Annotated in this window: 16 protein-coding genes; 7 read left to right on the top strand and 9 right to left on the bottom strand. The window is 68.8% G+C overall.

The window, feature by feature from the left end; genetic code table 11:
* The first annotated feature begins 4 nt into the window (after window positions 1-4).
* From H6717_29415 to H6717_29400, 4 genes are all read left to right on the top strand, one after another.
* Entirely contained in the window at window positions 5-1,243 is a 1,239-nt protein-coding gene (locus H6717_29415; protein MCB9581184.1) for a URC4/urg3 family protein, read from the top strand.
* An 18-nt stretch (window positions 1,244-1,261) separates the two neighbouring features.
* Window positions 1,262-1,897, top strand: coding sequence for a uracil phosphoribosyltransferase (gene upp / locus H6717_29410; GenBank protein MCB9581183.1), 636 nt, complete (start codon window positions 1,262-1,264; stop codon window positions 1,895-1,897).
* Between the two features lie 48 nt (window positions 1,898-1,945).
* A complete protein-coding gene (locus tag H6717_29405) occupies window positions 1,946-2,956 on the top strand; it encodes a hypothetical protein (protein ID MCB9581182.1) in 1,011 nt (336 codons plus the stop codon).
* 89 nt (window positions 2,957-3,045) lie between these two features.
* Window positions 3,046-4,395: a hypothetical protein gene (locus H6717_29400; protein ID MCB9581181.1), complete on the top strand. Its 1,350-nt coding sequence runs from the start codon at window positions 3,046-3,048 to the stop codon at window positions 4,393-4,395.
* A 388-nt stretch (window positions 4,396-4,783) separates the two neighbouring features.
* Here H6717_29400 and H6717_29395 read toward each other — a convergent pair whose 3' ends face one another.
* From H6717_29395 to pap, 5 genes are all read right to left on the bottom strand, one after another.
* The gene (locus tag H6717_29395) at window positions 4,784-5,230 is read right to left on the bottom strand and encodes a hypothetical protein (protein MCB9581180.1); all 447 of its coding nucleotides are present in this window, start codon (window positions 5,228-5,230) and stop codon (window positions 4,784-4,786) included.
* A gap of 25 nt (window positions 5,231-5,255) precedes the next feature.
* The gene (locus H6717_29390; GenBank protein MCB9581179.1) at window positions 5,256-5,573 is read right to left on the bottom strand and encodes a hypothetical protein; all 318 of its coding nucleotides are present in this window, start codon (window positions 5,571-5,573) and stop codon (window positions 5,256-5,258) included.
* A 34-nt stretch (window positions 5,574-5,607) separates the two neighbouring features.
* Window positions 5,608-6,054 carry a DUF4279 domain-containing protein gene (locus tag H6717_29385; protein ID MCB9581178.1) on the bottom strand — a complete coding sequence of 149 codons (447 nt, stop codon included), beginning with the start codon at window positions 6,052-6,054 and terminating at the stop codon, window positions 5,608-5,610.
* Window positions 6,055-6,121: 67 nt separating this feature from the next.
* Window positions 6,122-6,646 (bottom strand): SMI1/KNR4 family protein, encoded by a 525-nt coding sequence (locus tag H6717_29380; GenBank protein MCB9581177.1) that lies wholly within the window; start codon window positions 6,644-6,646, stop codon window positions 6,122-6,124.
* A 76-nt stretch (window positions 6,647-6,722) separates the two neighbouring features.
* On the bottom strand, window positions 6,723-8,195 hold the full coding sequence (gene pap / locus H6717_29375; protein MCB9581176.1) for a polyphosphate:AMP phosphotransferase: 1,473 nt from the start codon (window positions 8,193-8,195) through the stop codon (window positions 6,723-6,725).
* 212 nt (window positions 8,196-8,407) lie between these two features.
* On the opposite strand from pap, the gene H6717_29370 reads away from it, so the two are divergent.
* Entirely contained in the window at window positions 8,408-18,835 is a 10,428-nt protein-coding gene (locus H6717_29370) for a tetratricopeptide repeat protein (protein ID MCB9581175.1), read from the top strand.
* Here the strand turns inward: H6717_29370 and H6717_29365 are convergent.
* Window positions 18,802-19,731, bottom strand: coding sequence for a bile acid:sodium symporter family protein (locus H6717_29365; protein ID MCB9581174.1), 930 nt, complete (start codon window positions 19,729-19,731; stop codon window positions 18,802-18,804). The genes H6717_29370 and H6717_29365 overlap by 34 nt on opposite strands.
* Window positions 19,732-19,822: 91 nt before the next feature.
* Between H6717_29365 and H6717_29360 the strand changes: the two genes are divergently transcribed.
* The gene (locus H6717_29360) at window positions 19,823-20,104 is read left to right on the top strand and encodes a hypothetical protein (GenBank protein ID MCB9581173.1); all 282 of its coding nucleotides are present in this window, start codon (window positions 19,823-19,825) and stop codon (window positions 20,102-20,104) included.
* On the opposite strand, the gene H6717_29355 is transcribed toward H6717_29360, so the two are convergent.
* From H6717_29355 to H6717_29345, 3 genes are all read right to left on the bottom strand, one after another.
* Window positions 20,071-20,898, bottom strand: a complete 828-nt coding sequence (locus H6717_29355; protein ID MCB9581172.1) for a hypothetical protein — start codon at window positions 20,896-20,898, stop codon at window positions 20,071-20,073. The two genes, H6717_29360 and H6717_29355, sit on opposite strands and share 34 nt — an antisense overlap.
* Window position 20,899: 1 nt before the next feature.
* Window positions 20,900-21,964, bottom strand: a complete 1,065-nt coding sequence (locus H6717_29350) for a LysM peptidoglycan-binding domain-containing protein (protein ID MCB9581171.1) — start codon at window positions 21,962-21,964, stop codon at window positions 20,900-20,902.
* Window positions 21,965-22,028: 64 nt separating this feature from the next.
* Entirely contained in the window at window positions 22,029-22,778 is a 750-nt protein-coding gene (locus H6717_29345; protein MCB9581170.1) for a ZIP family metal transporter, read from the bottom strand.
* A gap of 162 nt (window positions 22,779-22,940) precedes the next feature.
* Between H6717_29345 and H6717_29340 the strand changes: the two genes are divergently transcribed.
* Window positions 22,941-23,537, top strand: coding sequence for a CDP-alcohol phosphatidyltransferase family protein (locus H6717_29340; protein ID MCB9581169.1), 597 nt, complete (start codon window positions 22,941-22,943; stop codon window positions 23,535-23,537).
* Window positions 23,538-23,561 lie beyond the last annotated feature (24 nt).

Below are 23,561 nucleotides of genomic sequence, written 5' to 3'. Positions count from 1 at the left end.
CGGAGTGCCGACGGATACGGAAAGCGCAGCCCTCGAGCGGCTGCGTGCCCCCGAGACGATCCGCGAGCGCGCGGAGAACGTGTTTCACGCGGCGGAGCAGGACCGCCTCGAGCACTTCGCCCTCGACCTCGCCGCCTTAGATGGCGTGACGGAGCGGGTGCTTTCGGTGATCGAGCGGAACTACCCCGACCGCGCCATCCCGTATCACAGCCGCTGGGGGCATTTTCGCGCCCACGGCGAGGACCGCCTGGCCAGCATCGAGCCGCTCCTGGCGCGACTCGACGCTCGGGAGCGGGCGCGCACGCTGTTCGATCTGGTGGTGGTGAGCGTGCTGCTCGATGCGGGAGCCGGCGCTGCCTGGCGTTATCGCGAGAGCGGCACCCGCGCGGTGCTCGCGCGCTCCGAAGGCCTGGCGGTGGCGAGCTTCCACGCCTTCGTGCGCGGCGCGTTCTCGCCGAACAAAGACGAGCCGCTGCGGGCCGACGCGGAAGGACTCGAGCAGCTCGAAGAGGCGGCGCTCGCGGAAGCGTTTCAGGTGAGCGCCGAGAATCCCCTGGTGGGCCTCGGCGGGCGCGTGGAGCTGATGCGGGCCTTGGGTCGAGCGCTGCGCGCGCGATCGGATCTGTTCGGGAGCGATGCGCGCATCGGCGGCCTGGTGGATCACCTCGTGGAGCGCGCGAACGGGGGCGGAGTGCTGCCGGCCGCGGAGATCCTGGCGGCCGTGCTCGATGGACTCTCGCCCATCTGGCCCGGGCGCTTGTCCCTGGGCGGCGTGGGGCTCGGGGACGTGTGGCCGCACCCCAAGGCCGGCGGCGAGGGGCCGAGCGCGGGGTTGGTGCCGCTGCACAAGCTCTCGCAGTGGCTCAGTTACTCGCTGGTGGAGCCTCTGGAGGAGCTGGGCTTGCGCGTGGTGGAGCTCGATCGGCTCACGGGGCTCGCGGAGTACCGCAATGGCGGACTCTTCGTGGACATGGGCGTGCTCAGGCCCAAGCACGAGGAGCTCACCCGCGTTCGGCACGCTCCGGGAGACGAGCCCGTGGTGGAGTGGCGCGCCCTCACCATTGCGCTCTTGGATCGTACCGCCGCGCGGGTGCGCGAGCGGCTGGGAGTGGATGCCCAGGCGTTGCCGCTGGCCAAGGTGCTCGAAGGCGGCACCTGGCACGCCGGTCGCGAGGTGGCGCTCGAGCGCCGCAGCGACGGCGCGCCGCCCATCGCCATCGTCAGCGACGGAACCGTGTTCTGAGATCAGAAGGAAGCGAAGATGGAATCGAAGAAGGTCATCGTCATCGAGCACCCGCTGGTTCAGCACAAGCTCACGTTGATGCGGAAGAAGGACACCAGCACGTACACCTTCCGCAACCTGCTCCAAGAGCTGTCCATGCTCATGGCCTACGAGGTCACGCGGGATCTGCCGACGGTGATGGAAGAGGTGGAAACACCGCTCATGCCCATGCAGGGCCACGTGCTGGAAGGCAAGAAGATCGTGCTGGTGAGCGTGCTGCGTGCCGGCACCGGCATGCTCGACGGCGTGCTGCGCATCATACCCTCGGCACGCGTCGGTCACATCGGGCTGTACCGCGATCCAAAGACGCTGATCCCCGTGGAGTACTATTTCAAGCTGCCCAGCGAGATGGAGGATCGCGACGTGATCCTGATGGATCCCATGCTGGCGACGGGTAACTCCGCCGTGGCGGCCATCGAGCGGGTGAAGCAGACGCGGCCCAAGAGCATCAAATACATGTGCCTGTTGGCGGCTCCGGAGGGCATCAAGACCTTCCACGAGCACCACCCGGACGTGCCCATCTACACGCCCGCCATCGACGATCGCTTGAACGAGCACGGCTACATCCTGCCTGGCTTGGGCGACGCTGGGGACCGCCTGTACGGAACCAAGTAGTCTGCTTTTGTCGGTGCGGCGCGATGCCCGTCGCGCAGCGAGGCACGGATGCGATTCTTTTCGTCCCTCTACGTCGGCGTCGCGGTTTGCCTGCTGGGCTGCGGCAGTCGCAGCGACTTGCTCGACGATTCGTCGACCACGCAGGCTGTGCCCCTGTGCTCCCCGGGAGATCCGCCGGTCAGCATGAAGCTGCCGTACGTCGGTGAGATCGTCGCGTACGGCTCGCAGATCTACGTCGCGAGCGTCACCCCCGGCACCATGGTGGCCGTGCCCAAGACGTTCGGCACCCCGAAGGTGCTCATCACCAACGCCCAGTGGAACGCGTCCGAAGCTGCGCACCCCGGCTCCCACGACGGCCCCTACGGGCCCGTCGTGGACGGCAGCGGCATCTACTTCCGCGGCTTTCCCTACGCGTTTGCCGTCCCGCGGAGCGGTGGCGTGCCGCGCAAGATCTCGTGGGGAGACGTGGAAGTCACGCATCAGCTCGCCGTGGACGCGAGCTACGCATACTCCTTCGTGGACGGCAGCTGGCGACGGCAGCCCAAACCGGGTGGGCCCGCGACGGCGCTGGACATCGTCGCTCCTCCGAAGAGCTACATCACCTGGAAGAACGTGGCTGTCACCAGCACGGAGCTGTTCTGGGCGGAAGGCTCGAGCATCTGGAGTGCGCCCAAGCAGGGAGGGACGCCGGCCCTGCGCGCCGAGCTTTCTCCGCGCGGGTCGGACCAGCTGCGGCTCGATGGCGACACGCTGTACTTTGCCGACGAGGGGCTGGGCGATCCGAAGGGGCTCATCGGGCGCATCGCCCCCGGTGGCGAAGCCGAGATCTTGGTGAACCGCGCTCCCAGCGACTTCGCCGTTTCTCGGGGCGAGCTGTACTGGGCGGAGTGGACCACCGGAGGAGCCATCTTCAAGCTCGGCGCGGACGGGGAGCCCGTCGCGCTTCATCCGCTGGAGGCCGGCGCCTTCACCCATGCCATCGCCGTGGACGACAGCTGCGTCTATTGGCTGAGCGTCGTCGCCCCAGGGCAGAGCACTCTCACGCGCGCCCCGCGTTGACCGGCTTCCTTTGTCGGTGCGGCGCGATACCCGTCGCGCACGGATTTCACCATGGGGCTCTTGGGATCCCACCGTATAGTCCCGGCCCGATGCACTCGAAGGCGCTGTTTCCCATTTTGGCTCTCGGTCTCTGGTCCTGTGGCGGCACCCCTCGCAGCGAGCCCGTCGCACCGATGCCGCCGGAGGAACCGGCGGCGCCGCCGCCGGTGGTCCAAAGCGCGCCAGCGCCAGAGGCAAAGCCCGAGCCCAAGCCGAAGGCGGAGCTGCCCGCGGAGGTCGCCGGCTACTCGCTCGCGTGGGACCTGCCGACCGAGGACGGGTGGGTCAGCCACACGGTTGCCATCGCGCCCAACGGGAACGTGGCGGTCGCCGGTAGCCAGCACGGCAACAAGTACGTCCGGTTGCTCTCGGCAAAGGACGGGCAGGAGCTGAAGCGCGTCAAGGTCGAAGCCTCCGAAGGTTTCCGCGATGGCCCATCGCTGTTCTTCCTGGACGACCAGCAGGTGCTCCTGATGAACCGCTGGTTTGGCGAGTTGGTGGACCTCGACGGCGCGAAGGTGACGAAGGTCGCAGAGAAGGGTGAGAAGGATCCGGACTATCTGGTCGCCGCCTTCGCCCGCGGACGTTTGGCCTTGGTTCGCAAGGACGAGGTGCGGGTTTTCGACACCAAGTCGTGGAAGGTCTCGCGCACCATCGAGCTCGATCTCGGCGGCCGTCCCACCTATGCGGCCTACGGCCCTGACGGCGAGACGCTGGCCCTTCGCCACCAGTTCTCCCACAAGGCGGGTCAGGAGCGGCCGCCCACCGTTCGGCTGTTCTCCCGGAAGGGCTCGCGCGACCTGGGAGTCTTCACCGTGGAGTCCGATCCGCTGGCGTTTTCCCCGGATGGCCATCGTCTCTTCGGGACGACCATCGGCAAGGCGGGCACCATCGTCGGGGAGCTCACTCTCGACAACGGCGTGTTCTGCGGCTCCGCCCTGGTCAGCGGCCCGATGTATTCAGCCGTGTACCTGACGAACGACTTCGTGCTCGCGAACGGCGGGGCGTATCCCGGCGACAAGACGCCGGAGCGGCTGGTGACGCTGAAGAATCTCACCGCGGCGCCCGAGCAGGGGCTCTTTTGCGGGACCAAGGTGGGCAGCGTCGCCGCTTGCTACAAGGGGAGTGGAGCGGCGAAGACGTCTTCCGCCGAGGCAGTCCTCGAGGGTACGGCCGAACGGCTCGACGGAAAGGTGCTCGAGGTCGCGCTGCCGCGCACGCCATGGATCCGTGCAGGGGCGCGTGGGCGTGTCAGCGTCGATGGGAAGGAGCTCGGCACCGTGCAGGTGACGGCCGTCGCTTGCGGCCATGCGACGGTGAAGATCGACAAGCAGGTCGCCAAAGGCGACTTGAAAGAGCTCGTGAAGGACGGGGCCGCCGTTCGGGTGAGCGTGAAGTAGAGCCGGCGGAGAGCGGGGGCGGACCCGGACGCGAATGGGGATCCGGGGGCGGATGCGGGATGCGGATGCGGGATGCGGATCCGGATGCGGATGCGCGTGCGGAAGCGGATGCGAGGGCGGTGGTGGTGACGTGACGGCGATGTTGTGGCGGACGCGCGCCAGCGGAAGTAGTGGAGCGGAACGCGGGGGAGGAGTGGCGACGTCAGCACAGAGCCCTGAGGGGAACTGCCGTTGGCCGTCAGCTGTCGGACGACGTTCCACGAGCTGGTCGTCCTCTCGGAGCTGGGTTTCGTGGGTCACTACTCAGAGCTCCGGCCAAGAGTGGGACGGCGATTCCCGTCGGCCGCGTGGGAAGTGGAGCAGAAGGATGGGGATCGCGTGGTGCGAGTCACTCGAAATCGTCCGTCTCGAGATCCGGATAGCCGTTGGGATCGGGTGAGAGCTCGTCGATGGGGACGAGAGCGGTGCCGTAGCCAAAGGCGAACGGTTCATCGTTCTTGGCTTCGAGCTCGAGGCCAAAGGCCTCGGCGGCGGAGTGGGTATCGAACAACCCTTCGAACGTGCGAACGACTTGGCCAAAGGCTTCGGCGTAGGCGCTGACGACATAGACGTGCTGCGAGGGCGTGGGGAGATCGGGTGCCGGCGGCTCCACTGTGGTCACGTCGCCATCCGTCACCTCGTGGTAGGCCTGCTGGGCCCACGGGTCGTTGCCACTGTGCACGACGCCTTGAAGATAGCGGCTGCGCTGCTCTTCGGCACGAGCGGCGGAGCGGAAGACGCCGAGCAGGAGAGCGCTTCCGCTGTACGGCGAGATTTTCCGAACCAAGACGAACATCCGTGCTCCTCGGCTCGCGTCGGGCTCAGCTCTCGGGCTCTGTGAGGTGCGCGTAGCCGGTGGACACGGTGATGTCGAACGCGAGGCGGAGGCGGCATGGGCCCGTGGGTGATTCGTCGCGGTAGCAGTACTCTCCGGGTTGGGAGTCTCCCTCGGGACGAAGATCATGCCCAAGGGCGTTGAGCTCGTCCGCGACCCTCTGCACTTCGGCTCGCAGCAGGCAATGCAACTTGAGGATCACGGCATGGGCAAGGGCGTCGGCGTGAGCTCGGGCCGCGGGTGTGTCGACGCCGAGGGCGTCGAACGCTGCGCGGGAGTACGGGGTGAGATCCGGTTCTTTCATCTGCCTGCTCGTCGTGGGCGAAGAGGGCAAAGCGTCAGACGATCACGATCGATACGCCCAACGGTATTTCTAGTGCTCGGAAGATCTCGAGGCTGGTGTGGGGGATCTCGAAGCCGGCGTGGTCGATGTTGGAGCTGTAGCCGAGAAAGACGTCGACCTTGGCGCTGCGCTTCAGTGCGATGAGGAATGCCGTGGCGTGCCGGACCTGGCTCCACACGCGATCGATGTGCTCGTGCAGGGGGCGGTCTTCAGGAAGGTCCGACGCCAGCTGCCACATGTCGTGGCGCGCTTCTGGAGACCGTGGGCCTCGCCGGTGGCCCTTGCGGTAGGACGACGTTGCTGAATGGCCGAGCGCTGCCTGGATGGCAGCGAAGTCCAAGTCGTCTCCGGAGACCCGCAGGGTTGCGGAGAACGCGTAGCGCTCAGGTTCGCTCGCTTCGGCGCCGGCCGTGAAGCCACGCAACGTTCGGAACTCTGCCATGCGCAGGCATGGTACTGCGGCCCGCCTCGCGTCTGGTGGGGAGATGTCGTGACCGCCGCCGTGCACCCTAGCGCGGGCCGAGGAAGATCGAGAGGGGGAACGGGGCGTTGCCGGAGGCGGCGCGCGCGAAGTCCAGGGCGAAGTCCGAGAAGCTGAGCGCGATAGGAGAGGGATCTTCCCACTCTGGGGCGAAGCCGTGGACGATGGCGCCGTCCGCTATCCGGACCGCGAGATAGTCGTAGTCCGAGTGCACTGCGAGTAAGAACGGGAAGTGACGATCCCAGAACGCCGCAATCTCGCGTTGGGCGTCCGCGTCGTCTTCGCACGCTTCGAGGGCCATGAGCTCTAGCTCGTTCCAACGGAAGCCGGGCCCTTCAACCCGGGCGTAGTCGTCGGCGGTCAGGAACCAGGCCGTGTCGTCTGGACTCCGGCACAGGTCGAGCCCAGCGAGGAATGCCGTGAGGCTGGGGGGAAGATCGGAATAGCGGGACGCGACGGCCTCGGGCAGCAGCGGGCGTGGGACTGCTGAGCGGCGCACCGTCCAGCCGCGACGCGCGAGGGCGTGGAGCAAGCGCGGGGCCGGGTCGGTCATGGAAGCTGAGTGGCCAACGTGCTGTGGATTGTACATGGGACGCGCGACGGGGATCGCGCCGGGCCAACAACCAAATTCAAAGGGCCTTCTCGATACTTTCGCAGCACGTCTCGAGGACTTTGATGCGAGCGAAGCGCTTGTCCTCGGCTTCCACCAGGACCCAGGGGGAAAACTCCGTGCTGGTGCGTTCGATCATCTCGTTGGCGGCGGCTTCGTAGGCGTTCCACTTCTCGCGGTTGCGGAAATCCTCCGGCCCGATCTTGTGGTGCTTCCAGGCTTCACGTTCGCGGGCCTCGAAGCGCGCGAGCTGTTCGTCGCGGCTGATGTGGAGCCAATACTTCACGACGATGATGCCGTGGTCGACGAGCTGCTCTTCGAAGTCGTCGATCTCCTTGTAGGCGCGCTTCCACTCGCTTTCGGTAGCGAAGCCTTCGATGCGCTCCACCAGCACGCGGCCGTACCAGCTGCGGTCGTAGATGGTGACTTGGCCGCGGCGAGGGATGTGACGCCAGAAACGCCACAGGTAGTGGTGCGCGCGCTCTTCGTCGGTGGGGGCGGCGACGGAGATCACGCGGTACTGGCGGGCGTCCAGGGCGCGGGTGATGCGGCGAATGGCGCCACCCTTGCCGCCGGCGTCCCAGCCCTCGAAGACGAGGGTGAGGCTCCGCTTCTTCTTGCGGAGCTTGCGGCTGAGGGCGTTCATACGCGCCTGCAGCTCTTCCAGGCGCTCTTCGTAGGTCGCCGGGTCGAGCTTCTGCTCGAGATCCAACGTGTCGAGCACCGTCTCGGGGTCCGGCATGTTGGGGTCCGCGGCCTGGCGCACGCCTTCCACGGCGGGAGCGTCCAGGCGCTCGGTCAGGCGATCCACGATGTGTTGGGCGGCGGTGGCGTTACGGTATCGGGCGTCGGTGCCTTCGATCACCGTCCAGGGACACTGGCCCGTGCTGGTGTGGCGAATGGCGCGCTCGCACACCTTGCGGAACTCGTCGTAGTGGGAGTGCTTCTTCCAGTCGTCCTTGGTGACGCGCCAGGCGGTGCGCTTGGACTTGGATAGCTCCTTGAATCGACGCTTCTGCTCCTTCTCGCTGATGTGGAGCCACAGTTTGATGATCAAGGTGCCGTCGTTGGCCAGAGAGCGCTCGAAGTCCGCGGCCCGCTGCATGGCGGAGTCCAGCTCGGCGTCGGTGCTATCGCCCATCACCCGCGAAACGATCGGCGCCGTGTACCAGGAGCCGAGGTACACCGCGACCTGGCCCTTGGGGGGAAGCGCCATCCAATAGCGCCAGTACTCGGGGCGCTCGGCCTCTTCTTCCGTCGGCAAGCCGAAGGCGCGGGTGGCGAGGTGGCGAGCGTCCATCCACTCGAAGAGCAGATTCAAGAGCTCGCCCTTGCCGGCGCCTTCCACGCCGCCGATCAAGATGACGACCGAGAACTTCGGATCCTGGACCAGCCGGTGCTGCAGCTCGAGCAGTCGCGTTCTCAGCGTCTCACTCAGCCGTTCGTATTCCTTCTTGTCGAGGGTCCTCGAGAGCTCCGCGGTTTCGAACATGGGCCCACGCTAGCGCGCCCTCGCTATGGGTGGACCGATCAGACATCACTGCGCGCACCTACCTCTGGACACATCCTCGCACCCGCTCCCCTTCGGCCTTTTCCGAGATTGCTGCGATGCGCCACAGCCCCTCATCGGTGAGACGAGACAACGTCCAGAAAGCTCGCGAGTCTGTTAGCGTTATTGACCCCGGCCGGGGAGACGCGAGGGTCATGAACTCACCGAAGAGGGTACTGCGAATCGAGGAGCTCGATGGGCTGCTCGACCAACCGCTCGAGTCGCCGGATCCGGTGCTCGACGCGCTCGTCACGGCAGCCGCCAAGGGCCAACCCCACCCCGAGCTGTGGGCGAAGCTCCACCGCAGCGCCGAGCGGGACGACAAGCTGGCGGAACTTGCCTTTGCATACGAGCACTTGGCGCAGGATCGCCGGATCAAGCTGCTGTCGCCGGAGCACCAGGCGGAGGTGTTCCTACATGCGGTCGGCTTCTTCGCCGACGACTTCGGTGATCCAGATGGCGCCATCGCCTATGCAGAGCGGGCGCTGACGGTGGCGCCGGGAGCTCCTGGCGTGATCGAGCGGATGGAGGCGCTCCTCGTCGAGACCGGCGATCGGGGTCGTCTGGCCAAGCTGCAAGCGGACTTGGCGGGACACGAGCGGGAGCCGGAGAGCCAGCTCGCTCGACTGCGGCGGGCCCTGGAGTTGCTCGATGGTCAAGGTGATTCCGATGCGCTGGCCATCGACGTGTGTCAGCGGATCTTGCGGCTCGATCCGAGCGACGCGCGGGCGCTGGGAGATCTCGAAGCTCGGCTGATTGCCGCCGGCAAGCCCCGCGAGGCGGCGAAGGTGCTGGAGCAAGCGCTGCTGCGCGAGCCGCCCGTCTCCGACGAAGACGCGGCGCGGATCCAGAACCGCTTGGTGGAGCTGTACACCAACGACGTGCGCGAGCCGCATCGCGCCATCCCTCACGTGGAAGCGCTGCTTCTGCGCGAGCCTGGCCACGCCTTGGCCATGGACGTCGCCGAAGCGCTGGTCGAAAACCGTGCGGTTGCGGCGCGCGCGGCCGCGGCGCTGTCGGACGCGTACGACAAGCTGGGACTCTCGGAGCGGGCCGCCGCGATGCTCAACATGGAGCTCAAGCTGGCGCGTGGTCCGCGGCGCATGGAAGTGCAGCGGCGCTTGGCGCTGATCCGCCGCGATCAGGGCGACCCGGCAGGGGCGTTCGAGCTCCTCGGCCCGGTGGTGAGCGCAGACCCCGGAGACGACGAGGGCCGCCGCGCCTACGTGGAGCTGGCGCTGTCCTTGGAGCAGCCCACGGAAGCCGCGCGGCTCCTGACCCGGGCGCTGGGCAGCTGCAAGGACCCGGCGGTCCGCTCCCGGGTCGGGGCCGAGATCGGCACGGTGTACCTGCGCAGCGGCGACGTGAAGCGCGCCGAGGCCGCATTCCAGCAGGTGCTCGATGGCGGCGAGGACGAGCGCGCGATGCTGGTCGCGGCGCGCCATCTCGCCGACCTGCACGCCGAGAGCGGCAACCTGCATGCGTTGGCGGCGGCGCTGGAGGTCTCCGTGCGCTTGGAGTCGAACCCCGAGCTGCGGCATGCGGCGGCGCGCCGCTTGGCCAAGCTCGCAGAAGGCGAGATCGACGACAGCGCGCGGGCGATCCACGCCTGGCAAGGGCTGGTGGACTCGCCCTGGGCGGACGAAGCCCTGCGGCGGCTGTCCACGCTGTACGAAGCGAGCGGCGACACCGAACGGCTGATCGAAGTGATCGAGCGGCGCGCCCAGCGCGTGCGCGATCCGGAAGAAGCTCGACAGCTCGCGTTCCGCGCGGCGGAGCTGCGGACCACGGCGGGGCGCGATCGCGCGGCGGCGCTGGGGGCGTGGCGGGCGCTGATCGCCCAATATGGTTCCACGCGCGAAGCGCATGCCCGGATGATTCCGCTACTCGAGCAGGAAAAGCAGTGGAAGGAGCTGGCGTGGGTGCTCGAGCGCGAGGTGGAGATCGCGCCGCCGGAGGAACAGGCGCAGGTGCTCGGGCGGTTGGCGCAGGTGCGCCTGACTCGCTTGGACGACATCGCTGGAGCGCTGGCGGCCTATCAGCGCGCTCTGGCTGCGGATCCGTCCGACAAGGGCACGCGCGCCGCCGTGGAAAAGCTGCTGTCGAACGAGGGCGCCCGCGCCGAGGCTGCTCAGGTGCTCGAGCCCATCTTCCGGGCGGAAGAACCGGGCACGGGGTTGGTGCGCGTGCTCGAGACCAAGGCAGCGCTGGCGGAGTACCCGGCGGATCGCATCGCGAGCCTGGACGAGGCCGTGAGCATTGCCGCGGGGGTGCTCGACGAGCCCGAGCGGGCGCTCGCCCTGGCCACCGAGGCGCTGGCCGCGAGCGTCGATGGAGCCCGGGATCGCATTGCGTACTGGCTCGGCCGGGTGCAGGAGATCGCCGAGCAGGTGGGCTCGGCGAAAGCGCGGGCGGCGGCGCTGATGCAAGCGCTGGGAGATCGCCCGGTGGACGACCCGGAGCTGTCGGCGCTGGCTCGAGCGGCCGGCGATGCCCTCGTCGCCGGCGGAGATATCGCTGGCGGTGTGGAGGTGCTGCGGCGTGCGCTGGCCTTCGAGCCCACGAGCGCGGAGCTGCTCGGTCGCATCGACGAGCTGCTCGCGCAGCAGGGGAGCCCGGAGGAGCGCCTGGCGCTCTATCGCTCCGCCTTGGAGCGTCCCAACGAGCCGGCCCGACGCCGGGAGATCTTGCACGCGATGGCCGCGCTGCAGCAGGAGCTGGGAGACGTGGCCGGTGCGGTGCAGACCCACCAGTTGGCGCTCTCCGACGACGAGAAGGACTTCGCCGCGCACCGAGCGCTCTGTGAGCTGTTCGCGGCGGCTCGCGATTGGCGCGCGCTGTATGGCGAGCTGTCGCGGGCGCTGCCTTTGTGGGAGGGCGAACGGCGCATCGCCACGCTGGTGCGCATGGCGGAGGTGGCGGCAGAAGCCGGGGACGCGCTGCGCGCCCTCGCGCACTACCGAGACCTGCTTTCCTCCACCGAGCTCGACGACGTACAGCTCGAGAACATCGAGCTGTTGGCCAACGCGAACAACGACGCTGAGACGTTGAAGGTGGTGCTGGAGCGCCGCGTGGCGGCGGCGCCGCCGGAAGAACGCGCCGCGCTGCTCGAGAAGCTCGGCCTGGTGTTGGCCAAGCAGCTGGGGGAGGGAGAACGTGCCGCCGCCGCGTGGTTGGAAGGTGCGCGGCTCAGCGAAGCGGCAATGGATGACGAGCGCGCACGGCGCTTGTACGAGCGCGTGCTCGGCGTGACGCCGAACGACGCGGAGGCCGCGCGGCGGCTGGTGGAGCTCTACGCGCGCTCGGGGCAGTGGCACAAGATCCCCGAGCCCTTCGCGGTGGTGCTCGGCGCCGGCGGGGACGAACGAGACCATGCCGGTATCGTGCTGGCGCTGGAGCCGAGCGTGGCCGACGCCGCGGCTCGAGACGTGTTCGTGCACTTGCTCGACGCGGTGCTCGAGCGGGCGCCCTCGGAAGGGCCCAAGGTGCGCCAGGTGCTGGTGGCCAAGGCGCGCATCCTCGCCGGGGATGCCAGCCGTCGGGACGAGGTTGCGGAGATCTACCGGCGCCTGTTGCACGGCGAGGGGGACGACTCGCCGCAGATCGCCGACGCCTTCAACGTGTTCCTCGCGGGCGGCGAGCTGACCCCGGCGCGGGTCGCCGATCGACGCTGGCTGTTCGAGTGGCGCGCCGTTCATGCGGCCGACCCCACGACCGTACTGATGGCCTGGGCGGTGGCGGAGGAGACGACCTTCGAGAGCCCGGAGGAGGCAGCGCGGGTCTATCAACGGGTGCTGGAGCACGATCCCGAGCGCACCGACGCCATGAGCCAGCTCGCGCGTCTGCAGGCCGTGTCCGGCGACGCCCAGGGCGCGCTGGACACGCTGAAGGAGCTCGCCGGGCGCAGCGAAGGGGAAGCGAAGACGGCCGTCGAGCTCAGCATGGCGTCCATATTGCTGGAGCGCCTGGAGCGGGCCGACGAAGCGATCGCCGTGCTGGAATCCATTCTCGACGCGGCCCCTGGAGACGCCGACGCCCTGCGGCTGGTGCGAACGGCGCTGGCCTACGAGACGGCGCGGCCCAAAGCGGCCGCCCTGCTGGAGCGCTTGGCTGCGAGCGCGGAGACCCCCGAGGAGAAAGCCGAGGTCTTGGAGTCCCTGCTCGCGGTGAGCGCGGGTCTCGACGAGCTGGCCGAGTCCCGCGGGCGGTGGTTCGCGGATCTCCTCGACTGCAAGAGCGGAGACGACGAAGCCATCTTGGCGATCGCGCTTCGGGGCGCCGAGGAGCGGCCGACGGAGGACTCGCTGTGGGAGGCGGCCGAACGCGCCGCTCGCCACCTGGATCGGCCCGGACCGGTGGCGGACGCCTACGCCGCGTCCCTCACCGACGATCTCAGCCCGGAGATCGCCGAAGAGCTCGGCCGCCGCATGGTGGAGTTCACGGAAGAGTGGTTCGACGATCAGGAACGCGTCGTGGAGCTGCTCCGGCGCGTGCTCACGCTGGCGCCGGCGGCCACCTGGGCCTTCGACCGCCTGAAGCTCGCGTTCAACGCGTCTGGTCGTTGGCCCGAGCTGTTCGCACTCTACGACGAGGCGCTCACGCGGAGTGACGACGACGGCGCCAAGATGGAGCTCTTGCGCGAAGCGTCCATGGCGGCGAAGGATTTCGCCAACGACTCCGAGCGCGCCATCGGATACCTGGAACAGCTCAATCGGCTGTCCCCGGGAGACGGCCGCATCGAGGCGTCCCTCGAGCGCCTGTATGAGCGGCAAGGCCACGTGGAGCCGCTCATCCAGCTGCTCTCCGGGCGCTTGCCCAGCCTCAGCGGATCTCAGCTCTCGGAGCTCCGAGCGCGGATCGCCGGGCTGTGGCTGGATCTGGCGGATCCGGTGTCCGCCTTCGAGCTCATCGACGCCATGCTGGCGGACGGCGGACAGGGGCAGAGCGTGCGGGATCTGCTCGAGCGCTTGGTGCAGCTGCCGGCGGCCCGGGACTCCATCGCACCCCCGTCCATCGCGCCGGAGGGCGAAGGCAAGAAGAAGAAGGGCAAGAAACAGCGTGCGATATCGGTGCGCCACGCGGCGGCGGAGCTCCTGAAGAAGGAATACGAGGCGGCAGGCAGCCTGACGGACGTCGCGCGCATGTTGGAGATCGAGCTCGAGCTGGCCGCGAGCAAGGAGGAGCGCATCACCGGTCTCGAGGCCATAGTCGAGCTGCGGCTGGGCGAGCTGAACGACACCGCGGGCGCCTTCGAGTCCGTGGCGCAGCTGGTCGCGCTGGCGCCCGGCGAGATGCGCTACCGGACGCGGCTCGGGGAGCTCGCCGGTCAGCTCGACGAGCAGGAGAGGCGCGCCTCGCTGCTGGTGACCATCGCGGACGGTTCGGGGGACATCGACGAGCGCATCGGCCTGGTGACGGAAGCTGCCGGTGTGCGACAGCACGAGATGCGCGACGCCGCGGGCGCCATCGAGCTGTACGCAGCGGTTCTGGAGCTGGCGGGGGATCGGCGCGAGCCGGCGCTCGGCGCTGCCCGCGAGCTCGATGGTCTGCTGGAGGCGACGGATCGGGTGGCCGAGCGGTGCGACGTGCTGGAGCGCCTGGCGCAGCTCGAGAGCGAGCCCGACCGGCGTCGCGCGGCGCTCGGCAACGCTGCGCACGTTGCCCATGAGCGCCTGTCGGATTTCGACCGCGCCACCAAGAACTGGCGGGTGCGGCTCGCGGACGACGCACGAGACGCCGACGCATTGGACGGTCTGGTCGCGTCCCTGGATGCGGCACAGCGCCACGCGGAGCTGGTCGAAGCACTGACCGAGCGCGCTCAGCTGACGGAAGATCCAGAACGCCAGCGCAGCGATCGCGTCGCGGTCGCGCGCATCGTTGCCGAGCGCCTGAGCGACGCCAGCCGTGCCATCGATCTGTGGCAGGCCATCGAGCGCGACCTGGGCGTGAACGACGAGAGCTTCCAGGCGCTGTCCGCGCTGCTCTCCGCCGAAGGGCGCTTCGACGAGCTGGCGCTGGCGATCGAGGCGGAGGTTCGCCGGAACGACGATCCCGAGCGGCGACGCGCGCTGTTGTCGGATCTCGGTGCGGTGCACCAGAGCCGCACGGGGGACTTGCCGGCAAGCCTCGCGGCTTTCGTGCGGGCCGAGGACTGGCCGCGGGCGATGGAAGTTGCCGCGACCGAAGTCGACGACCGCGATCTCGGGCGTTCCCTCGCGGAGCGTCTGCTCTCTCTGGCGGTCGAGGCCTGGGACGAGCACGCCGCTCCCGGCAGCGGGCCGGAGACCGCCGCGCGTTGGGCGGTGTCGGAGCTGTCCGGCAAGCTGGCGCACGAGGGCCGCCATCGCGACGTGGTGCGGCTGCTGCTGGACGCGTCCAAGATGCCGTTTTCCCGCGAAGAGCGCCGCTCGCACTTGCGGGAAGCCGCCTGCATCGCGTCGGACCGCGTCGGAGATCCGAACCACGCCATCGAGCTGTTCCGCGATCTGTTCGAGGAGGATCCCGCTGACGAGATCGCCCAGAGCTCGGTCACGCGGCTGGCCAAGCTGTTGGAGGACGCCGAGGCCTACTCCAAGCTCGCGGCGCTGTGGGAGGAGCAGGCACGCTGTCGCGTGACGCTCGGCAGCCCCGCCGCGGCGGCGGCGCTGTGGGCTCGGGCGGCCGACATCGCCGAGCAGCGCTTGCGGGACGTGGACCGCGCGATGGCCGACTACCGCGAGGGCGCCGCCCTGGGTGGCGAGGCATCGCTCGAAGCGCTGGCCAAGATCCATCGCGACCGCGAGGAGTGGGCCGAGGCGGCGCAGGTCCTCGAGTGGCTGTGCGCGCAGTCGTCCCGCGAAGCGCTGGCGGATCGCGCCCTGGCCCTGGCGGAAGCCTACGTGCGTTCGGATGATGCCGATACGGCGCGGGCACGCCTCGAGCAAGCGCTGACGACGGCGCTCGACGCGGGGGCCGTGCGGGCGCGGCTCGCGGAGCTCTATCGTGAGGCCGAAGAGTGGGGCCCGCTGGCTCGACTGCTCACCGAGGAAGCTGCCAAGGCGCCGGACGACAAGAGCCGCCTCGGCCATCTCCGAGAGGCCGCGCGTCTGCACGTGCATCGCCGCGGTGCTCCACAAGAAGCCGTGCCGCTGCTATCTCGGGCCATCGAGATCGATCCAGACGATCCCAAGATCCGACTGGCGCTGGCAGAGGCGTACACCAAGGCGGGGGCCTTCGAGGACGCGACCGGCGTGCTCCGAGCGCAGATCGAGCGCTACGGTTCTCGGCGACCCAAGGATCGTGCGCTCGTGCATTTCCAGCTCGCGCGGGTGGCCCTGGCGGCGGACCGGCGGGCAGAGGCCATCGCCGAGCTCGACGTCGCGACCAAGATCGACCCGGCACATCCCGGGATCCTGCAGGCGCTGGCCAAGCTCGCCTTCGAGGAAGAACAGCTCGAGCGCGCCGAGCGGATGTACCGCGCGCTGCTGTTGGTGCTCGGCCGGGCCGACGAGGAAGACGCGCCGAGCCGCGCCGAAGCGCTGCTGGATCTCAGCGACATCGCTCTGCGCTCGGGGGACGAGACGCGCGCGGCGGAGTTCGTGGAGTCGGCGTTCGAAGCCGCCCTCGAGAGCGCGCGGGAAGCGGCGTGCCTCGAGTCCGCGATGCGCGCGCGGGAGCGCTACGATCTCGTGGCCCGCGCGGTGCAGACCCGCCTCGAGCGGGCGGACAGCCCGGCGGAGGCCGCGCGCGCGCTGGCGGACCTCGCGTTTTTGCACGCGGAACGCCTCGGTGGTCTGGCCTCGGTGGAGACGGATCTGCAGCGCCGCGCCCAGCACATCCACGAGCAGCTCGAGAGCGCGGAGGCGAAGGACGACCGCGCCTGGGCGGCGCTCGGCAAGGTGTACGACTGGCTCGGCGACGCCGACGCCGAGGCACGCGTGCTCGAGCGGCGGGTGGCGGGTTGGTCGCGCGCCAAGGCGGGTCGCGAGGGGGCCGATCCGTTCTATCGTCTGGCGGCGGTGCGGCTCGCCGCGGAAGACACGCGGTTGCACGGCGTGGAGGTGCTCGAGCGCGCCCTGGAGCTGTCCCCGGACCTGGAGCGCGCCGAGGCGCTGCTCCGCACGGTGCTCGATTCCGGCGACGAACGCGTGGTCCGCGCCTTCGAGGCGGTGGTCCGGGCGAAGGGAGACGACCGCGCCCTGGGCGACGCCCTCTTGCGTGTGGTGCGCCTCGGCGGACCCGTCAGCGACGCCCTGCGGGAGGGCGTGGAAGTGGCGACGCGTCTGGAAGATCCGCAGTTGGGGCGTTCGCTCTTGGAGGCCGCCCTCGCGGGGGACGACGTCACCTTCTCGGACGACGAGGCGGCCTGGGTGCGGCAAGCGCTGGCGAGTCACCTCGAAGCCGCAGGAGAGGTCGGGCGCGCCGTCGCGCTGCGCGAGGAGGCCGCCACGTTCCTGCCCCCGGACCGGGCCCGCGGAGTGCTGCTGGAGGTCGCGCGCCGCGCCCACGCGGAGCTGGGCGAGGCGGAGCGAGCCCGAGACATCTACGAGCGGTTGCTCGAGAGCGAAGCGGCGGATCGCGAAGTATGGGAGCCGCTGCTCGAGGTGTACCGCAGTCTGGGGAACACCGAGCGCCTGGTCCAGGTCATCACGCAGACCGTCCCGCTGGTCGACTCACTCTCGGATCGCGCGCGCCTGCGGCTGGAGCAGGCGAACCTGTTGCTGGACGACGACAAGGACGACGAAGCGGCCAACATCTTGCGGGAGATCCTGGAAGAGGATCCTGGGCAGGATCGCGCGGCGGAGCTGCTCTCGAGCTTGCTCGAGCGCGCCGGGCGTCAGGACGAGCTGACGGCGCTATTGGTCACTCGCATCGACACCGCCAAGGACCGGCAGGACATTCCACAGCTTTTGCAGACGTCCTCGAAGCTCGGCAAGCTCTTGGAAGCCGCCGGACGACCGGATGACGCCTTCGACGTGTATTTCGCGGTGCTCGATTGGGACAAGAGCGATCGCGAGATCTTGAGCGCCGTTTTGCGCCTGGCCGAGCAAAAGGACGACGCGTTCCTGATCGCCGATGCTCTCGAAGCACTGCTGCGAGTGGAGCGCGGTGAAGCCGCGCTGGAGCTGGCCGAGCGGCTGGTGGACATGCGCAACGAGCAGGGAGACGACGAAGGCGCGGAGCGCGCCCTGGAGCTCGGTTTCGTCGCCTGCCCGACGCACGTAGAGATCCGCGACGCCCTGCTGGAGCGCTGCGACGCCCCCCGCGCTGCCCGGCTGTTGCGCGATGCGATCCGCGTGGCCCCGGACGACCGCGAGCTGCTCGGTCGCATGTTGGAGGCGCATCGCAACGCGGGAGAGCAGGCCGAGGCGCTGCCCATCGTCGACGAGCTGCTCGGAGAAGAAGCCGTGGACGGAGAGCTTCTGGTCGCCAAGGCGCAGCTTCTGGACGACGTGGATCGTTCCGACGAGGCGCTCGAAGCGCTGGAAGCAGCGCGAGCCCTGGGCATGAACGTCACCGAGGCCCTGGTCGGCGCCCTGGAACGGGCGCTGCTGCGAGCGGAGCCGCCACGCGACCAGGAGCTGTCGCTCTGGTTGGTGAGCGTCTTGGAACAGGCCGGAGACGTGGAGGGCGCGCGGGCTCGCCTGGGGGAGCTGGTTCGCGAGGCCCCCAAGGACACCGAGACCCTGCGCCGTCTCGCGGAGCTGGAGGCGCGGACGGAGCACTGGGACGGTGCGGCCACGGCGTATCGCAAGCTGATCGCGCTGGTGGAGGGCGGGGAGCTCACGGACGTCGCGCTGGCCCTCGCAGACGCCTGCGAACGTGCCGGGCGCTTTGCCGATGCACGCGGTGGGCTCGAACGCGCGCTCAAGGCAGCACCCGCGGACACTCGCCTGCGGGAGCGCTTGCGCGCCATGTACGAAGCCACGGGGCAGCACCGAGAGCTCGCAGAGCTGGTGCTGGAGGACGCCCGCAACGAGCAGCAGGTCGGCGTACGCCTCGGCCATCTGCTGCATGCCGGCGCCCTGCTGCTGGCGTCCGAGGACGACGCGCCCTACGCGGTGCAGATCTTGGAAGAAGCGCGGGGGCTCAGTCCCGAGAACGTGGACGGCATCGTGCTTCTGGCTCGCGGCTACTCGATGACGGGCCGCGGCACCGAGGCCATGACACTGCTGGGAGATCTGGTCGCCGCCAACCGCGGCCGGCGCATGCCGGAGCTCGCCCCGGTGTACCAGGAGATGTCACGGCTTCAGCTTCAAGAAGGCCTCTTGGACGACGCCCTCGGATCGCTCACTCGAGCGTTCGAAATGGACATGAAGAACCCGCGGATCGCTTTGGAGCTCGGGCAGCTGGCGCTGGATCTGGACCACGAAGAGATCGCCGCTCGGGCCTATCGCTCCGTGACCATGCTGCGTCCGGGAGCCGACGGCGAGCCCGCGGACATGGGCCACGCGATGCGCGCCCACGCGCAGTTCCAGCTCGCCCTCATCGCCCGCAACAAGGGCGACGCGCGTCGCGCGCGCTTGCTCGTCACCAAGGCGCTCACGGACAACCCCGATCACCCGCAGGCTCAGGCGCTGCTCGCCGAGCTCGACGCGGGTTGAGGGCGGGGGTGCGGCTTGCGAAAGGGCACCGCACCCCGGCCGAGGCGATGTAAGAACAGCAGCGGCAGCGCGAAGAACGGCGACACGCCGGCGTAGAACAGCCCGGAATAGAGCACGTGGCCCTGCGCTTCCTGGCCTGGGAAGAAGAAGTGCACCAGCAAGAGTCCGAGGCCCACGTTGCGCACGGTGACCTCGAGGCCGATGGCGACGGTGTCTTCGTCGTAACGGCCGAGCATTCGGCTGAGCTGAGGGATGAGCAGCGCGAGCGCGACGCCGAAGAGGAAGATCACCAGCGGAGGCTGCCAGCCGTAGGCGATCACACGGATGCGGCCGCTGCCGACGGAGCCCACGCTGATGGCCAAGATCAGCGCCAGGCTCGCGCGTATGCACCACGTGGAGAAACGAGCGGCGCGCCCCGGCGCCACTCGGCGAACCACCATGCCCAGGGCCAGCGGTGCCAAGAGGTAGCCGAAGATCTCCCGCACGATGCGCGCGACGGGGAAGGCGAAGTCCGACGGTAGGAAGGTGCCCGCCGCGAACCGCAGCGCGAGCGGTACGGTCAAGATGCACCCCAGCGTGGTGAGCGTGGTGATGGAGATGCTCAGGGCGACGTTCCCCTTGCTCAGGAACGTGAGCAGGTTCGAGAACGCGCCGCCGGGCACCACGCTCACCAGCAAGAGCCCCACGGCCCAGCCCTTCTCGAGCCCCAACCCGTGAATGAAGGCCAGGGCGATGAGCGGAACGCAGACCACCTGCAGCACCAGGCCGATGCCGAGCCCGCGCGGATCCTTCACGATGCCGCGGAAGTCCCCGAGGGTCATGGTCGCGCCCATGCCCAGCATCGCGAACACGAGCTGAGCGGGAACGAGCACGGGCTCGAGGTCACGCCAGAGCACGCCGCGATCTATCTCGAAACCTCGGTCCAGCGAAGCACAATGCGGCGGGAGCTTGACCCGAGGCGCCCCGTTCGACTTTCATGTCGCCGAAATGAAGCGCGAGAAGCGGCAGACCAAGCGTGAGCGTAAGGCCCAGGACCCGACCCATCGTCCGGGACCGAACGTGCAACAGCAGCACATCCATTGCATTGCCTGCGGTCGCCATCTGGATCCCGAGGAGTTCGGAGCGTCGCCGGCCACTGCAATGCTCATCACGTGTGAGCACGGCTCCCAGTTCCCGTCCTGCGTGAGCTGCATGACGGACTCTCAGGCCCGGGTGGACGCCCACGACCGCTCGGGTCAGCCGGTGCAGGTCGCGTCCGCCTGGCACTGAGCCAAGAGCCAATCAAAGGCCTCGCCGAGCACTCGGTCCGCGTCCGGGCCGAACTCGCCGTGCCCGGCGCTTGGAAGCACGAAGCTCTTCACGCGGCGTCCGGCCTTTTCCAGCGCTTCTCGTCCGGCCACCAGGTGACCGAGCCCCTCGCGCTGCCCGCCGAGCAAGGCGACGGAACGCGTGCTCGTGAAGCTGTCGGCGTTGGGCGTGACCGGCACACCGCCGAGCAACACCCACGGAAAGCGTTCGGGGTAGTGCTTGGCCAGAGCCTCCGCGCGGATCGCACCCTGGGAGTAGCCGATGAGCACGACTTGGGTCACGTCCAAGAGCCCGCCCCGCGCGTCGCGCACTCGGGACAGGGCCGCGTCGATGCGCTGCATGAGCACCGCGGTGGAGCTGGTCCAACGGTAGCGGGTGGAACCCTTGCAGCGGGTGTCGCCGAGCAGCTCGATCAGAGTGCCATGGCGCGTGGCGGCACCAATCCAGGAATCCACGGCGGTCACGTCGCCGCAGACGCCGTGCAGGTAGATCAACGCCCGAGTTTGTCGGGCCGGCGCGTGCACGACCCTGAGCGGCCGCGAGCCTTCCACGTCGAGGCTCAGCGGGACGCCGACCTTCACGTCGCTTGGTAGCTCCGGCGGCGGAGCAACCGGTGGGGCCGCACTGGGCACGTGCGTGGGCTCCGGGGCGGGGACGGGCGCCGGCCGGGGCTTCGCCTCGGCGGACGCCACGCGGGCCGCCGGCTCTCCGGCACAAGCGCCGAGCAGCAGCAAGGTCAGCGCGAAGGTGCGCACGTCAGCGCTTGCGCTTGGCGCTCTTGCCGCGGCGGGCGACGCTCTTCTTGGAGTGCTTGTGACCGGTGATCCCGCGATCGAGCCAGATCAACGCGGCGCGATACATGCTGGCCTTGCGCTCCAGGGCGAGCTCGTGGCCCATGTCCTTGGGCGTGGAAATCCGCGTGGGTACGCGGTTCTTCTTGAGCCACTCTTTGAGCTGCCGCGTGCCGTCGATGACGCCGTCTTGCTCACCCGTGATGAGATAGACGCGGCGCAGCGTGCGATGGTGCTTGCCCAGCTCGTCCAGCCCAGGGCCGCCCCAGTAGGTCGTGTTGCCGGCCAGGATGAGCCAGCGGTTGAACGTGCGCGGCTCGCGAACTCCGACGTTCATTGCCACGTACGCGCCCTCGGAGAAGCCGATCAGGGTGTTGCCGTAGAGCTGCACGCGGCGCCCGTACTTCTTTCGAAGTGCCTGGATGGTCGCCACTGCCGCGCGCTGGCCGGTGTACCAGTTGTTGTTCCAGCCGCGGCCGTCGCCACGAGCGCCCGGCCCGCTGGGGCACACCAGCCAGCCCAGCCGTCGTGCGACGGGCGCCCAGCGGCGACAGTCGCGCTCGGGGTGACCGCCGCGACCGTGCAGGTACATGAGCACCGGGCGGAGTGAGAGCCGTCCCGGGCCCGTGGGCGTGTAGTAGTAGGCGGGGCCGGCACCGGGCACGTCGAGCACGCGCATGCCGTCGTTGCCGACGCGATCCGACGAAGGTTCGTCGTCCTTGTCGTCGTCTTTCTCTTCGGCCTTCTTCTCTTCGTGCTTGGGCGGGGGCGTCGCGGAAGCCGGATGCTCGTCGTCGGGGATTACGAGCTTTTGCCCCGGCTTGATCGGATCGCGCCGACTGATGTGGTTCGCCTTGCACAGGTCTTCGATGCTCACGTGATAGCGATGAGCGATCTTGCCCAGGGTGTGACCCTTGGCGACCACGTGAACGCGCTGCTTTGCCGAGGACGCCGTCGTGATCAACAGGAGCGCGACGCCCAGCAGCGCGATAGCGAGTTTGGGGAGTTTCCCTAGCCGGCTCCGCCGCATGGCCCAAGCGGTAGCACAGGACGCCGGGTTGGGGACAAGAGGCCCAAAGTTTACGGCGTAAACATCAGTGCCCGTGGTGCAGACCCAGCGCCAGGCCGTAGAGGATCGCGAGGCCGATGACGAAGCACAAGAAGTGGAACAGTGTCCTCGCGAGGCGCTCGTGGTGCTTGATCTCGGGGATCAAGTCGGAGGCCGCGATGTAGATGAAATTTCCCGCCGCGAAGGGCACCAGCGCCGCCACGTCCAGCTGCCGCGCCGTGGCATAGGCGGCGAGCCCACCCACCAAGAAGGGTAAGCTGGTGCCGAACAGCCAGCCGAGGGCGCGCCGAGGGGTCCAGCCGCCGTGGAGTAAGACGCCGAAGTCGCCCAGATACTGCGGCACCTCGTGGGCAGCGGCCGCCAACCACGCGGAGATCCCGAGCTCGGTCCGAACCAGGAACGCAGCGCCCACCGCCAGACCACCCAGCAGCTTGTGCACGCCGCCAGCGAGCAGCAGCAGGTGCGTGAGGGGGTGCGTGTGCTCGGAGGTGGAGCGGTGGCAATGGTGCCAGTGAAGAAACTGCTCCATGACGAAGAACACCGAGAAGCCGGCGGCGGCCCAGGCGAAGGTCGCGGGGGTGCCGCCCTTGGCTTCCACGGCGGCGGGGAGCATGTGGAACAATGCCCCGCCCAGGAGCGCCCCGGCGCTCAATGCCACAAGGGGCAAGAGCAGCATCTTGAGCGCGTCTTCGCTCAGCGCCAGCGTGATCGCGCCCACCAGAGAAAGTACGGCCATGGCCAGGCCAGAAGCGACGATCCAAGCGAGGTCACTCACGCGGGCGGGAGACTACTCCGATTTGTTCGGCTTTCGCACGCCAGATTCGAGCACTCCCAAAGCCTCGTAGTAGAGTGAGGAGCAGGGATGAACGCGCAAGAAACCGACTTGACCGAGGCACCGGCGAAGAAGCGCCGCCGGCCGCGGCTTCCGCGATTCTCGATGTTGCGCGAGTTCACCCTGGCCGACGTCATCACGCTGGGTAACGGGTTCTCGGGCATGTCGTCGGTGCTGTGCGCCATGCAGTTCTTGGTCAGCGGTGAGCGTGCCATGCTGTGGATCGCCTTCGCGCTGCTCCCGTTGGCCGGCGTGTTCGACTATCTCGACGGCCGCGTCGCCCGCTGGCGCCGGAAGAACTCCTTGCTCGGGGCGCAACTCGATTCGCTGGCGGATCTCGTCTCCTTCGGCGTGGCGCCGGCGGTGTTGGCTTTCGCCGTGGGCCTGCGCGGAGGCTGGGACGCCGCCGTGTTGGTGTACTTCGTGGGCTGCGGCATCAGCCGCTTGGCCCGCTACAACGCCACCGCCGCGGCGCTCTCGGACGACAGCGGCAAGGTGCGCTACTTCGAAGGCACCCCCATCCCCACGAGCGTGCTCTTGGTCGGCCTCTTGGCGTGGCTCACTTGGAAGGACCAAATCGGCAGTGCGCTGCCCTTTGGCAGCATGAGCATCGCTGGCTTCACGCTGCATCCGTTGGTGCTCGCCTACTTCGCGAGCGGCAGCGCCATGATCAGCAAGTCTCTGCGTATCCCGAAGATATGATTGTCGGTTCGGCGCGGAACCTCG

Source organism: Polyangiaceae bacterium (assembly GCA_020633235.1).
Classification (GTDB): domain Bacteria; phylum Myxococcota_A; class Polyangia; order Polyangiales; family Polyangiaceae; genus JACKEA01.
This window is presented reverse-complemented; position numbering and strand designations above follow the sequence as displayed.

What these genes read in the sequence shown, in the direction of transcription:
- H6717_29350 (MCB9581171.1), bottom strand. Translation starts at nt 21,964, where the DNA reads ATGCGGCGGAGCCGGCTAGGGAAACTCCCCAAACTCGCTATCGCGCTG.
- H6717_29370 (MCB9581175.1), top strand. Translation starts at nt 8,408, where the DNA reads ATGAACTCACCGAAGAGGGTACTGCGAATCGAGGAGCTCGATGGGCTG.
- H6717_29405 (MCB9581182.1), top strand. Translation starts at nt 1,946, where the DNA reads ATGCGATTCTTTTCGTCCCTCTACGTCGGCGTCGCGGTTTGCCTGCTG.
- H6717_29360 (MCB9581173.1), top strand. Translation starts at nt 19,823, where the DNA reads ATGAAGCGCGAGAAGCGGCAGACCAAGCGTGAGCGTAAGGCCCAGGAC.
- H6717_29400 (MCB9581181.1), top strand. Translation starts at nt 3,046, where the DNA reads ATGCACTCGAAGGCGCTGTTTCCCATTTTGGCTCTCGGTCTCTGGTCC.
- H6717_29385 (MCB9581178.1), bottom strand. Translation starts at nt 6,054, where the DNA reads ATGGCAGAGTTCCGAACGTTGCGTGGCTTCACGGCCGGCGCCGAAGCG.
- pap (MCB9581176.1), bottom strand. Translation starts at nt 8,195, where the DNA reads ATGTTCGAAACCGCGGAGCTCTCGAGGACCCTCGACAAGAAGGAATAC.
- H6717_29380 (MCB9581177.1), bottom strand. Translation starts at nt 6,646, where the DNA reads ATGACCGACCCGGCCCCGCGCTTGCTCCACGCCCTCGCGCGTCGCGGC.
- upp (MCB9581183.1), top strand. Translation starts at nt 1,262, where the DNA reads ATGGAATCGAAGAAGGTCATCGTCATCGAGCACCCGCTGGTTCAGCAC.
- H6717_29390 (MCB9581179.1), bottom strand. Translation starts at nt 5,573, where the DNA reads ATGAAAGAACCGGATCTCACCCCGTACTCCCGCGCAGCGTTCGACGCC.
- H6717_29395 (MCB9581180.1), bottom strand. Translation starts at nt 5,230, where the DNA reads ATGTTCGTCTTGGTTCGGAAAATCTCGCCGTACAGCGGAAGCGCTCTC.
- H6717_29340 (MCB9581169.1), top strand. Translation starts at nt 22,941, where the DNA reads ATGTTGCGCGAGTTCACCCTGGCCGACGTCATCACGCTGGGTAACGGG.